The following is an 11646-nucleotide window of genomic DNA, read 5'->3' on the forward strand; positions in this document are numbered from 1 at the left end:
CCTATTCTCCGGCGGCACATATAAGCCAGATCATAGCACGATTGAACTCAATTTTCCTTAGTGCTCGGTGAAATGGATTTGGTTCACGGAAATTCAAGCCGCCATGGAAAACGAACCCTTGATCGACGCTCAGCTGAAACGCGCGCTTTGCCGGCTCTATCAAGCTCCGGATCGCCACTATCACAACCTCGCCCATATAGAGGCGTTGCTGGCGCTGGCGGACGAATATCGAGCATCCCTGCATGATTCCGGCGCCGTCGAAGCCGCGATCTGGTTCCATGACGCCATCTATGACAGCCGCGCCAAGGACAACGAGGCCAGGAGTGCGGCACTTGCGCAGGACAAACTTGCCACCCGCACCGATCCGGAGCGCCTCGGCCGCATCGCGGCGATGATCGTCGCCACCGCCACGCATGAACTGCCCAGCCTTCACCCAGGGGGCCTTGCCGATGAGAACGCCCTCCGCGACGCAGCGCTTTTCCTCGACATGGACTTGGCGATCCTGGGTGCGTCAGCCGACGCTTTCGACGCCTATGAACAAGCGGTCCGACGCGAATATGGCTGGGTCGAGGAGCCGATGTGGCGCGCCGGCCGCGGCGCGATTCTCAAGACTTTCCTTGCGCGCCAGCATATTTTTCACTCGCAGGAATTCCGCCAGAGGTTCGAGCCCCAGGCCAGGCAAAACCTGGCGCGGTCGCTCGAAACGCTCAAACCCTAATCCGGAAAGGTCTCCATGCGCTGGGCATAGGCTTTGAAACCGGCGCGCCGGTAAACCGCTTGCGCGCCAGGGTGATCGAAGGTGTCGGTATGAAGCCAGATCCTTTGCGGCGCCCGCGACCAGATGGCGCGAAGCGCCTGGTCGAGCAGGAACGGGCCAAGCCTGCGACCCTGGAAGGCGGGAGCCAGCCCGAAATGAACCAGCTCGACCTCAGGCTGGCCGACGCCGTTGAATTCGCACAGGCCAGCGGCCACGCCCTCGACGCGCAGCACGTGGATATGTGTCGAGGGCAGCGCCAGCAGGCGCTTGAGGTCTTCCGCCGGCATGCGCAGCCGCTGGTCCCATTGCACGGGCTCGCCGACCGCGTGGTAGAGGCTGATATAGTCGGCCACATCAAGTGTTTCACGCGCCACCGTGGCGCCCGATAGCGGGCAGTCGAAAGCCGGCGCCGAATTCGGTTCGCGCATGTCCATATAGGTGACGAGAAGGTCAACCAAAGCGGCACCGCCTCCGGCTGCAAGCCAGACGAAGATCGATCACCTGAAGGCGCCAACGGACTTGGTGGCCGCCCAAACAAAGAACAGGCCGATCACCAACGACAGCCCGTTGAGGATGATACCGACGATGCCGAGGACACGATTGTCGTTTGAACGTCCCAGTGCCATCAAGCCAAAAACCACGCCGGTGATGTGCGCCAGCGGCGCCGCAACGAGAAACACCAGCAGAAAAACCCCGCCGAGGACGTTTTGAGCGGCCAGCGACGCCTCGCCTGGCATCAACGCGAGCGTGACCACCGCCGCAAAATCCATTGCGAACGCCAGCAGGGCCAGGATCACCGAGCGTTTGCCCAAGCTGCTCCGCCCCGCCAAGCCGGGCATTGCTATCGTGCTTCTTCCCCATCCGGCCATTACTCGTCCCCGATCAGGTGAAAGCGCCGATCGTCGATGCCATTGCCACAAGCAGCAGGAAGCCAACCGCCAGGGAGCCGCCGTTGAGCAGGATGCCGACGACCCCAAGCACGCGGCTATCGTTCGAACGCACCAGCGCGATCAGCCCGAAAATCAATCCGGCAATATGCGCCAACGGCCCTGCCAGCAGGAAAACCGCCATGAAGAAAGCCGTGGCGATGTTCTGGGCACGCTCGGATGCGTGGGCCGGCAGCGCCACCATTGTGGTCAGCGCTATCACACCGGCACCGAAGGCGAGCAGCGCCAGGATGACGGAACGCTTGCCGAACATGCTTGTCACGACGGCGCCCGGCAGAGCGTCGGCGCTTCTTCCCCATTGAGCCATTGTTTGCCACCCCTCGCCGGCCGCCCAATCCATTTCGCCCGAAAAATCGCTTACCGGTTAAAGCGGATTTTCGGCATAAAACTCCAAAACCCGCTGCTTGAAGGTCTTGTCGCCCACAGCCAGCATATGGTCGCGGCCGTCTATGTGAAACACCTTGGCGTTCGGCATCAGCGCGGCGAGCTCGTCGGGCGAGCCGCCGATATCGTCTGTCGTCCCGACCGCAATCAGCGTCGGTTGGGCGATGCGCGTCATGTCGTGTTCGCTGAGCAGTTCGCGCGACGTGGCGATGCAGGCGGCCAGCGCGCGGCGGTCGCTGCGCGTCTGATCGGCAAAGGCGCGAAACGAGCGGCCGCGCGGATGGCTGGTGGCGGCCGGATCGTCGGCCAGCAGCGCCTCGGCGATCGGATCCCAGTCGCCGACGCCGTCGACCATGCCGATGCCGAGGCCGCCGAAGACCAGCGTCGCCACCTTGTCGGGATCGGACAGCGCCAGAAACGCGGAAATGCGCGCGCCCATCGAGTAGCCCATGACATGCGCGCGCCTGACACCGAGATGGTTAAGCAGGGCCGCCGCATCCGAGGCCATTTTGGCTGGTGTGTAGTCGGCCTCGTCATAGCTCTTCGACGACGAGCCGTGGCCGCGATTGTCGAAGGCGATGGCGCGGTAGCCGGCGTCGTTCAGCGTCTTGAACCAGCCGGGCGAGACCCAGTTAACATAGTGGCTGGAGGCAAAGCCGTGGATCATCAGCACCGGATCGCCCGCCCCCGACGCCGGCTGGCGGTCGAGGAAGGCGAAGTCGAACCCGTCATGGGAGAAGAATTGCATCGGGAGCCGCTCAGCCGGCGCCGGGCGTGGGCGCGTTGCCCTTGTCCGATGGCGGCATGCCGGGGCCGGACACCGTGCCGACGGCCGGATGGCGCAGCAGATCGCCATGGTCGATGCCGTTTTTGGCGGCAGTGCCGGCCTTGAGCTCCAGCACGAAGCGCACTGGCACACCCGGCGAGATAACTGCATCGGACAATGGAGTGCCGTGCTTGACGGCCCGGACCTTGCCGTCCTGTCCAACAAAGATCAGGTCGAGCGGCATCGGCGTGTTGTGCATCCAGAAGCCGACCTGCTTCTGCATCTCGAAGACGAACAGCATGCCATGATTGTCGGCCATATCCTGGCGATACATCAGGCCGGCCTCGCGTTCCGAGTCGGTGTCGGCGACTTCGATCGAAAAGGATTTATCGCCGCCTTTCGTCGCCACGACCAAGGGTGTCGGATCGACGGGAAGGATCATCGCCTGACCGCCCGCGATCGTCTGCTGGGATGCGGTCGGCTGCCCGGAATAGAAGTAAGCGCCTGCGGCTACCGCAACGATGACGCAGAGCGCGCCCGCTGTCAGCCAGTTCCTGTACGCCATTGGAAATCCTCGACCAAAGACCATGATCCCTAAAAGTGGTCTCAGGTATTCGGATAAGATCGTGGTGAAACCAAGAAAAACGCCGTCCTGACTTCCTCAGGAAGGCTCGCGTCCTAATGCGCGACCGGCAAGGTGCCCATATCAGGGTGAATCTCGGCAGCCATGAGGCCCTTGTCACCGCGTCCGAAACGCACCAGCACGACCTGTCCGGGCCTGAGCTCGGTGATGCCATAGCGGCGCAGCGTCTCCATATGGACGAAGATATCCTCGGTGCCCTCGCCGCGCGTCAGAAAGCCGAAGCCCTTGGTGCGGTTGAACCACTTAACCAGCGCCCGCTCGAGCCCGCTTTCCGGCGTCACCGCCACATGGGTGCGCTGTTCCTGCATCTCGGCCGGATGGACCGCGGTGGCGGTGTCCATGGACAGCACCCGGAAAGCCTGCAAACCACGGTCGCCATGCTTGACAAGGCACACGACACGCGCGCCCTCCAATGCCGTCTGAAAACCGTCCTTTCGAAGGCAGGTGACATGGAGGAGGATGTCGCCCGAGGAACCGTCATCGGGTAGTATGAAACCGTAGCCCTTGGCCACGTCGAACCATTTGATGGCGCCGGCGATTTCGACAAGGTCGGCGCTATCGCCGCCACTGTCGCGCTTCAGGGCGTCGTCAAGGTTCTCATCCCGCCTCGTGAAAGAGGCCTTATCCCCCATAAGAACGCCCCCTTTTTTTCAAGAAAACCGCAAGTGATTCTTGACATTAGATTAACACCGCCGCTTCCGGGGTGTGCAAGACCTGCCGTGCCTTTTTTCACGGTTGAATACAGGAATAGCTGACTTGTTGTTTGCCGGAGTCGCTGCCGGCTGCAATGGCGATCCGTCAAGGCCGTCAACCGGTCGGCAATTTGCATCGGATTTTGCCGAAATCGGCAACCACTTGTGGTCGGACGCTTTTGTCAGAGCAACCTGATTTTCCAAAAACCGGTGATCACTTTTCCAGTCCGATGCTCGTTGCCCTCCGACGGGGTGGACCTTATGTTGCCTCGCAACCCAAACATCCCCGAGGAAATCCCATGCGCTACCTCCATACAATGGTCCGTGTCGCCGACGTCGATGTCTCGCTCGATTTCTACTGCAACAAGCTCGGCCTGAAGGAAGTGCGCCGCTACGAAAACGAGCAGGGCCGCTTCACGCTGATCTTCCTCGCCGCCTCCGAGGATGTAGAAAGCGGCATCACTGAGAAGGCGCCGCTGATCGAACTGACCTACAATTGGGATCCGGAGGAGTACAAGGGCGGCCGCAATTTCGGCCATCTCGCCTATGAGGTCGACGACATCTACGCCACCTGCCAGCATCTGATGGACAATGGCGTCGTCATCAACCGGCCGCCGCGCGACGGCAACATGGCCTTCGTCAAGTCGCCGGACGGCATCTCCTTCGAACTGCTGCAGAAGGGCCCGGCCAAACCCAAGGCCGAGCCGTGGGCATCGATGCCGAACACCGGCACCTGGTAGCGATCACGCCATCTTGAGCGAGGCGGCCGCGCCGACAAGCCGGCCGCCTTTGCCATTTCGACCAACGGCACCTATTTACCTGCCTGTCGCGCCAGCCAAGCAAAGCCAGTGCCTCATCCAGGAGAATTCATTTATGCCGACCAGCCGTGCCGATGTCACCACCGCATATGCCAGCCGCTATTTGCAGCAGCTGTGCAAGCACTGGGCGCACAAATTTCCCGTCGTGTTCGATCCAAACCACGGCACCATCGATCTGTCGCTCGGCCGCACGGTTCTCGATGCCGATGCGGCAGCGCTGCATATCACGGTGTCGACGGAGGAAAGCGGATCGCTGGAGCGCATGGAGAGCGTTGTTGCCGATCACATCAAGCGCTTTGCCTTCCGCGAGGAACTGACTTTCGAGTGGAAGCAGGCTCCGGCGACCTGACCTCAGATCAGGCGCGACGGCGAACACCGGAAGCTAGCAGCCCCCAGATCCAAATAAAGCTATGGCGTCGCATGGTAGCGACGCCATCAGAACTTTCGGAGCGGCCGATCGATCAGAACTTGTAATTTAGGCCGATCTTGATCGTATGGGCGTCGATCTTCACCCTTGCGTCGTTGCCCTCGATATCTGTCAAACGGACCTTGCCGAAGTCGAAGTACTGGTATTCCAGCTTCGTGGTCCATTTGTCGGCGAAGGCCCATTCGACACCGCCACCGATCGTATAGCCGAAGCGGCCTCCGCTCCTCGATGCGCTGCTGTCCGGGTCGGGCACCCCGTCAAAATCGAAAGTATCGCCATAACTCAATTTGTAGTGAGTCGCCGCCGCGCCGCCCTTGTTGTTTAGCCGAGACTTAATTAGCATCGCAACCGCAACGCAGATCTAAGCGATTCAAAGCGAACGCGCCATCTGCAGCAGCGCCAGCACCGACCGCCAGTTGCGCGCGGTGCCGGGCACTTTCAACGTGCGCGGGATGAGATTGGCGAACATCGATTTGCCGAGCCCGTCCGGCGCCTTGAGGTAGAGCACGTCACCCTTGACCTCAAAGCTTTCCGGGCCGGTGCATTTTTCGGCAAGCCTGGCGATCTCGTCCGCCGTCGGCTGGCGCTCCAGCGTGTAGGCGTGAAGCTTGGTCGGATCGCCGGCGACTTCCGGATAAGGATTCTCCTTCACCAACCGTTCGAACCAGGAGAGATCGCGCACCATGATGCGCGAGTGAAAGCCCCATTTTTTCTCGAACGCCATTTCGATCTGTTTCGCCAGCGTGGCGGCGTCGCCCTTCTTGGTCCGGAACACGACATCGCCGCTCTGCACATAACTGGCGACATCGGTGAAGCCTAGCGCCTCGAATAACGCCCGCAACTCCGCCATCTGGACGATGCGGTTGCCGCCGACATTGATGCCGGAAAACAGTGCGACGAAGACCACCCTTCGCTCTTCGAGCTTCGGGTGGCAGGCTGTACCGCTCATATGATGAACCCGGCCAGGGTCTCGTTGTCGGTGATGTCCTGATAGTGCACGCCCTCGGCCTCGAAATTCGCCCTCAGCAAATCGAAGTTTCGCCGGTCTTTGGTTTCGATGCCAATAAGCACAGAGCCGAAATTGCGCGCCGATTTCTTCAGATATTCGAAGCGCGCGATGTCGTCGTCGGGACCGAGCAGTTCGAGGAAGTCGCGCAGCGCGCCCGGCCGCTGCGGAAAGCGGATGATAAAATATTTCTTCAGCCCCTCGAAGCGCAGCGCCCGCTCCTTCACGTCGGGCAGCCGCTCGAAATCGAAATTGCCGCCCGACACCACCGCGACGATGGTCTTGCCGCGGATTTCCTTGCGCGAAAAATCCTTCAACGCGTCGATCGCCAAGGCACCGGCCGGCTCCAGCACCACACCTTCGATGTTGAGCATCTCGATCATGGTGGCGCAGAGCCGGTTCTCAGGGATCAGCCGCACCGCCTGAGCGGCGAACTCCTTGAGGTGGCGCAACGGCTCGCGGCCGATCTCGGCCACCGCCGCGCCGTCGACGAAATTGTCGACATTGGCGAGCCGGACGCGCTTGCCGCTGGCGAGGCTCTGATGCAGGCTCGGCGCACCGGCCGGTTCGCAAAAGACGTAGCGCGCGTCACGTTGCTGATCGGCGAAATAGTGCGTCACCCCCGCGGCCAGGCCACCGCCGCCGACCGGCAGCATGATGATGTCGGGCATGCGCGCGCCTGGCATCTGGTCGGCGATCTCATAGGCGACCGTCGCCTGCCCCTCGATAATATCCTTGTGGTCGAAGGGCGGCACCATATGCGCGCCGGAACTTTCGGTGAATTCGAAGGCGGCGCGGTAGCAGTCGTCGAAGAAGTCGCCGACCAGCCTGATCTCGACGAAATCGCCGCCGAACAGCCGCGTCTTGTCGATCTTTTGCTGCGGCGTCGTCACCGGCATGAAGACCACGCCCTTCTTGCCGAAATGGCGGCAGACGAAGGCAAAGCCCTGCGCATGGTTGCCGGCCGAGGCGCAGACGAACAGCTCGGCCTCGTTGCCGGCGGCAAGCGCCTTGCGGAAAAAGTTGAAGGCGCCGCGGATCTTGTAGGAGCGCACCGGTGAAAGGTCCTCGCGCTTCAACAGCACCCGAGCCCCCGTCTTCTTCGACAGATAGTCGTTTTCCTGCAGCGGCGTTTCGGGAAAGATCTCGCGGATCGCGGTTGCGGCGGTGGCGACACGGGAGGAGAAACTGTTCATGGCGCCGTCACCTCTGGATCGAATGGTTCGAAGGCGAAGCCTATTGCACAATTCGCCGTTTGCAGCCACCGATGCGGCCGGCCGCTTTCACGCGCCAGCAGGAAATCCATTGGAGCCATCTTCATGCCTGTTTCGGCTGTCGCCCTGAAGACCGTAGACCTTCCTGAATTCGGCGAACCAACAGTGATGCCGCTAGTTCAGCGGCGGACCTACGAAGCGCGCATCGAGGCTCTGCTGGCGCGCGGCGCCGAGGCCGGGCTCGACGCCTTTGCCGTCTATGGCGACCGCGAGCACGCGGCCAATGTCGCCTATCTCAGTGGTTACGATCCGCGTTTCGAGGAGACGCTGCTGGTCATCGTTCCCGGCAGCCAGCCAAAACTTCTCGTCGGCAATGAGGGTTGGGGCTATGCCGAAATCTGCGACGGGCCTTACGAGCGCGTCCTCTACCAGACCTTCTCGCTGCCGGCGCAGCCACGCGACCGCTCGGCCTCTCTATCCGACACGCTTGCCGCCTGCGGCCTGAAGGCCGGCCAGAAGATCGGCGCCATCGGCTGGAAGCCGTTCGGCCCCGGCGATGGCGGTTTTGGCGAGACGACGCTCGACCTGCCGTCCTTCATCGCCGATACGCTGCGCACACTGGCCGCCGATAGAGGCGAGTTGGTGAACGCCGCCAATCTTCTGATGAACCCATCCGACGGCTTACGCGCCATCAACGAGGCCGACCAGTTGGCGGCCTTCGAATTCGCCGCCGCCTTCTCCTCGCAGGGCCTGCGCAACGTGCTTGGGAGTATCGAGCCCGGCATGAGCGAATTGCAGTCCACGCGGCTGATGGGGATCAACGGCCTGCCCCTGTGCTGCCACCCGATGCTGTCCGCCGGCAGGCGTGCGCCCTACGGCTTGCCTAGCCCGCGCCTCGACATCATCAAGCGCGGCGATCCCGTCACCATGGCCTATGGCATCCAGGGCTCGCTCAACGCCCGCGCTGGCTTCCTGGTCGAGAGCGCCGCGGAACTGCCGCGCGAGATAGACGATTATGTCGACAAGCTGGTCGCGCCCTATTTCGCCGCCGTCGTCGACTGGTACGAGACCATCGGCATCGGCGTTGCCGGCGGCGTGCTGTGGAAAGCCGTGCACGACCGCATAGGCGACCCGTTCTTCGGCGTCTCGCTCAACCCCGGCCATCTCGTTCACATCGACGAATGGATGCATTCGCCGGTGTTTTCGGGCTCGGACATCAAGCTGCAATCGGGCATGGCGCTGCAGGTCGACATCATTCCGGCGACCGGAACCAGCTATTTCACCACCAACATCGAAGACGGTATCGCGCTTGCCGATGAGGCGTTGCGCGAGGAGATCGCGGCCCGTTATCCCGAGGCATGGCGCCGCATCGAGGCGCGCCGCGCCTTCATGGGCGATGTGCTCGGCATCAGGCTCAAGCCCGAGGTATTGCCCTTCTCCAACATCCCTGCGTTCCTGCCGCCATTCTGGCTTTCGCGCAACAGTGCGATGACCGTGGCTCGACGCTAACCACATTTCGGCTGGACACGACTTACTTCTGCCGCACTCTCACTGTCCGGGAGGTGCCGCGGGGGTATATGGGCCTTTTGGCCGGAGTGGAATTTTTGACGTGCGTTTGAAGACGATTTGCATTCTTGCACTTGCCCTGTTGATCGCCGGCTGCGGCGGCCGCAAAACCGAGGAACTGCTCGGCAGCGCCGTCATGTCCACGCCGGTGACCGAAATCTCGGGCAATCACTCGATCTTCATTGCCACCACACGCAAGAAATCCGACGATCCCAACAAAGTTTTCGACGGCGAACGCTCGGCGACGCTGAACTACGCCCGCGTCACCGTCACCGTTCCCGGCACCCACCAGACCGGCCAGATCGAGCGCCGCTCGCGCGGCAAGTCGAACGACCCGGCGAAATACTTCATGGCTTCCGAGGTCGTCGGCTACGATGCGCAGCCTCAATTCTCAAGCGCGCTCAATGCCGACATTGCCGCGCGCGGCGGCCGCGTCATGGTCTTCGTGCATGGCTACAACACCGGCTTCGACGACGCGGTCTACCGCCTGACCCAGATCGTCCACGATTCCGGCTATCCCGGCACGCCGGTGCTGTTTTCCTGGGCATCCGGCGCCAGAACCACCGACTATGTCTATGACAAGGAAAGCGCCAGCGCCGCCCGCGATCAGCTGGAGGTGACATTGCGCATGCTGCAGCAGTCCGGCGCGCGGCGCATCGACATCGTCGCCCACTCGCTCGGAACCTGGGTGACCATGGAAACGCTGCGCCAGATGGCCATCACCGGCGACCGCGATCTCGGCGGCAAGCTCGGCGATGTCGTGCTGGCCTCTCCCGACATCGACGTCGACGTCTTCAAGAGCCAGATGCGCCGCTACGGCAAGCCGGACAAGCCGTTCATCCTGCTGCTCTCCGACGACGACCGGGCGCTGCGGCTCTCAGGCCTGATCGCCGGCTCGCGGCCACGCGTCGGCGACTACAAGGATGCCGCCGACCTCGCCGCTTATGGCATCACCGTGGTCGACCTCTCCAAGGTCAAGGGAGGCGACAGCTTCAACCACACCAAATTCGCCGACAATCCCGAACTGGTGAAGATGATCGGCCAGCGGCTGCGCGAGGATGACGGCTTTGCCAGCGACCAGACGGTGACCGACCGTATCAGCGCGCTCGGACAATAAGGCTGTCGCCTTGCGGCGACCGTCGCCGCGTGAGGTCGCGAATGCCGCTCGGCCCGATCACTTTCAACTGGACCGGGCCGGTCTCTGCCTCTACGACATTGATATCGGCGCCAATGCGCCAGCGGGAGCCCGCGTGAACGAGCGTTGGAAGACTGTCCTGGTCCTTGCGTTCGCGCTCGCTGCCGCCGGCTGCGCCGGCCCGAACACCCATGACCTGTTGAACGAGACGACGGTTTCGGTGCCTGCCTCCGACATCGCGGCCACCCACGAAATCTTCGTCGCCACCACCCGCAAGCAGGCGACCAAGGACCCACGCCAGGTGTTCGATGGCGATCGCTCGCTGACCACCAGCTACGCCCGCGTCGACGTCACCGTGCCGAAGGTCCACCAGGTCGGCGCCATCGAGCGCGCCAAGGGCTCGGCAAATTCGAACCCGGCCAAGCAATTCACCGCCACCGACGTCGTCCACTATGGCGACGCCTCGCAATTCGCCAAGGCCGTCGGCGCCAACATCACCATGAATGGCGACCGCGCGCTGGTCTTCGTCCACGGCTTCAACAACGGCTTCGACGATGGGGTCTACCGGCTGACGCAGATCGCCCACGACACCGAATATCCGGGTACGCCGATCTTGTTTTCGTGGGCTTCGAGCGGCAAGACCACGGGCTATATCTACGACAAGGACAGCGCCAACGCCGCGCGCGACGACCTCGAGGCGACGCTCAGGATGCTCGCCAAGACAAAGGTCAAGAGCATCGACATCATCGCGCATTCGATGGGAACCTGGGTGACGATGGAAGCGCTGCGCCAGCTCGCCATCACCGGCGACCGCGATCTCGACGGCAAGCTCGGCCGTGTCGTCCTGGCATCGCCCGATATCGATGTCGACGTCTTCAAGAAGCAGATGATCCGCTACGGCAAGCCCGACAGGCCGTTCGTCATCCTGCTTTCCGCCGACGACCGTGCTCTGAGACTGTCCAGCCTGCTATCCGGCGACAAGCCGCGCGTCGGCGACTACGGCAACGCCGCCGACATTGCCAGTTACGGCGTCGTTGTGGCCGACCTCAGCCAGATCAAGGGCGGCGACCGCCTGAACCACGCCAAATTCGCCGACAACCCGTTCCTGGTGCAATTGCTCGGCGACCGTCTGCGCGCTCCAGCCGGCCTTGCATCGGACGAACCCACGCAGGGCCAGATCGACAATCTCGGCCGAGGCCTCGGCAAGGCAGTCGGATCCGTCGCCGAGATCATCATCACCACGCCATTCAAGGTGCTGACCATCGCCACCGGCGGATGAGAGCCAAGCACC

General features: G+C 62.5%; 15 protein-coding genes. 6 read left to right on the top strand and 9 right to left on the bottom strand.

The features are described 5' to 3' along the window. Nucleotides 1-103 precede the first annotated feature (103 nt). Entirely contained in the window at nt 104-718 is a 615-nt protein-coding gene (locus X730_RS159765; protein ID WP_023825624.1) for a hypothetical protein, read from the top strand. Here X730_RS159765 and X730_RS159760 read toward each other — a convergent pair. The 6 genes from X730_RS159760 to X730_RS0133190 form a co-directional block, all read right to left on the bottom strand. After that, nucleotides 715-1215 carry a GNAT family N-acetyltransferase gene (locus X730_RS159760; protein WP_023702482.1) on the bottom strand — a complete coding sequence of 167 codons (501 nt, stop codon included), beginning with the start codon at nt 1213-1215 and terminating at the stop codon, nt 715-717. The genes X730_RS159765 and X730_RS159760 overlap by 4 nt on opposite strands. Before the next feature lie 39 nt (nt 1216-1254). After that, entirely contained in the window at nt 1255-1569 is a 315-nt protein-coding gene (locus X730_RS159755) for a hypothetical protein (RefSeq protein WP_023667509.1), read from the bottom strand. 70 nt (nt 1570-1639) lie between these two features. Beyond that, entirely contained in the window at nt 1640-2011 is a 372-nt protein-coding gene (locus X730_RS159750; RefSeq protein ID WP_023751498.1) for a hypothetical protein, read from the bottom strand. Nucleotides 2012-2068: 57 nt separating this feature from the next. Beyond that, nucleotides 2069-2836 carry an alpha/beta hydrolase gene (locus tag X730_RS159745; RefSeq protein WP_023702484.1) on the bottom strand — a complete coding sequence of 256 codons (768 nt, stop codon included), beginning with the start codon at nt 2834-2836 and terminating at the stop codon, nt 2069-2071. Nucleotides 2837-2846: 10 nt separating this feature from the next. Next, on the bottom strand, nt 2847-3419 hold the full coding sequence (locus X730_RS159740) for a DUF192 domain-containing protein (protein ID WP_023691205.1): 573 nt from the start codon (nt 3417-3419) through the stop codon (nt 2847-2849). 113 nt (nt 3420-3532) lie between these two features. Beyond that, nucleotides 3533-4129: a cold-shock protein gene (locus tag X730_RS0133190; RefSeq protein ID WP_027050415.1), complete on the bottom strand. Its 597-nt coding sequence runs from the start codon at nt 4127-4129 to the stop codon at nt 3533-3535. A 359-nt stretch (nt 4130-4488) separates the two neighbouring features. Here X730_RS0133190 and X730_RS159735 point away from each other — a divergent pair, with 359 nt between their 5' ends. Continuing rightward, a complete protein-coding gene (locus tag X730_RS159735) occupies nt 4489-4929 on the top strand; it encodes a VOC family protein (protein WP_023681520.1) in 441 nt (146 codons plus the stop codon). Nucleotides 4930-5062: 133 nt separating this feature from the next. Then, nucleotides 5063-5356 carry a DUF2218 domain-containing protein gene (locus tag X730_RS159730; protein ID WP_023744840.1) on the top strand — a complete coding sequence of 98 codons (294 nt, stop codon included), beginning with the start codon at nt 5063-5065 and terminating at the stop codon, nt 5354-5356. 112 nt (nt 5357-5468) lie between these two features. On the opposite strand, the gene X730_RS159725 is transcribed toward X730_RS159730, so the two are convergent. The 3 genes from X730_RS159725 to ilvA are packed head-to-tail and all read right to left on the bottom strand — an operon-like array spanning nt 5469 to nt 7636. After that, the gene (locus X730_RS159725; RefSeq protein WP_081731510.1) at nt 5469-5777 is read right to left on the bottom strand and encodes an outer membrane beta-barrel protein; all 309 of its coding nucleotides are present in this window, start codon (nt 5775-5777) and stop codon (nt 5469-5471) included. A 27-nt stretch (nt 5778-5804) separates the two neighbouring features. Beyond that, nucleotides 5805-6383, bottom strand: a complete 579-nt coding sequence (locus X730_RS159720) for a DUF1697 domain-containing protein (RefSeq protein ID WP_023825625.1) — start codon at nt 6381-6383, stop codon at nt 5805-5807. Next, nucleotides 6380-7636 (bottom strand): threonine ammonia-lyase IlvA, encoded by a 1257-nt coding sequence (gene ilvA / locus X730_RS159715; protein ID WP_023825626.1) that lies wholly within the window; start codon nt 7634-7636, stop codon nt 6380-6382. Before ilvA ends, X730_RS159720 begins: the two co-directional genes overlap by 4 nt. 123 nt (nt 7637-7759) lie before the next feature. On the opposite strand from ilvA, the gene X730_RS159710 reads away from it, so the two are divergent. The 3 genes from X730_RS159710 to X730_RS159700 all read left to right on the top strand — a co-directional run bounded on the left by X730_RS159710 (nt 7760) and on the right by X730_RS159700 (nt 11634). Then, nucleotides 7760-9163, top strand: coding sequence for an aminopeptidase P family N-terminal domain-containing protein (locus X730_RS159710; RefSeq protein WP_023825628.1), 1404 nt, complete (start codon nt 7760-7762; stop codon nt 9161-9163). A gap of 100 nt (nt 9164-9263) precedes the next feature. Continuing rightward, on the top strand, nt 9264-10337 hold the full coding sequence (locus X730_RS159705) for an alpha/beta hydrolase (protein WP_023825629.1): 1074 nt from the start codon (nt 9264-9266) through the stop codon (nt 10335-10337). A 133-nt stretch (nt 10338-10470) separates the two neighbouring features. After that, nucleotides 10471-11634, top strand: a complete 1164-nt coding sequence (locus tag X730_RS159700) for an alpha/beta hydrolase (RefSeq protein WP_023744838.1) — start codon at nt 10471-10473, stop codon at nt 11632-11634. Nucleotides 11635-11646 lie beyond the last annotated feature (12 nt).

This window comes from Mesorhizobium sp. L103C131B0, assembly GCF_000502275.1.
Classification (GTDB): Bacteria; Pseudomonadota; Alphaproteobacteria; order Rhizobiales; family Rhizobiaceae; genus Mesorhizobium.

Bases quoted from the DNA above. Each gene is read 5' to 3' on its own strand.
- X730_RS159765 (WP_023825624.1), top strand. From the start codon at position 104: ATGGAAAACGAACCCTTGATCGACGCTCAGCTGAAACGCGCGCTTTGC.
- X730_RS159750 (WP_023751498.1), bottom strand. From the start codon at position 2,011: ATGGCTCAATGGGGAAGAAGCGCCGACGCTCTGCCGGGCGCCGTCGTG.
- X730_RS159745 (WP_023702484.1), bottom strand. From the start codon at position 2,836: ATGCAATTCTTCTCCCATGACGGGTTCGACTTCGCCTTCCTCGACCGC.
- X730_RS159740 (WP_023691205.1), bottom strand. From the start codon at position 3,419: ATGGCGTACAGGAACTGGCTGACAGCGGGCGCGCTCTGCGTCATCGTT.
- X730_RS0133190 (WP_027050415.1), bottom strand. From the start codon at position 4,129: ATGGGGGATAAGGCCTCTTTCACGAGGCGGGATGAGAACCTTGACGAC.
- X730_RS159735 (WP_023681520.1), top strand. From the start codon at position 4,489: ATGCGCTACCTCCATACAATGGTCCGTGTCGCCGACGTCGATGTCTCG.
- X730_RS159730 (WP_023744840.1), top strand. From the start codon at position 5,063: ATGCCGACCAGCCGTGCCGATGTCACCACCGCATATGCCAGCCGCTAT.
- X730_RS159725 (WP_081731510.1), bottom strand. From the start codon at position 5,777: ATGCTAATTAAGTCTCGGCTAAACAACAAGGGCGGCGCGGCGGCGACT.
- X730_RS159720 (WP_023825625.1), bottom strand. From the start codon at position 6,383: ATGAGCGGTACAGCCTGCCACCCGAAGCTCGAAGAGCGAAGGGTGGTC.
- ilvA (WP_023825626.1), bottom strand. From the start codon at position 7,636: ATGAACAGTTTCTCCTCCCGTGTCGCCACCGCCGCAACCGCGATCCGC.
- X730_RS159710 (WP_023825628.1), top strand. From the start codon at position 7,760: ATGCCTGTTTCGGCTGTCGCCCTGAAGACCGTAGACCTTCCTGAATTC.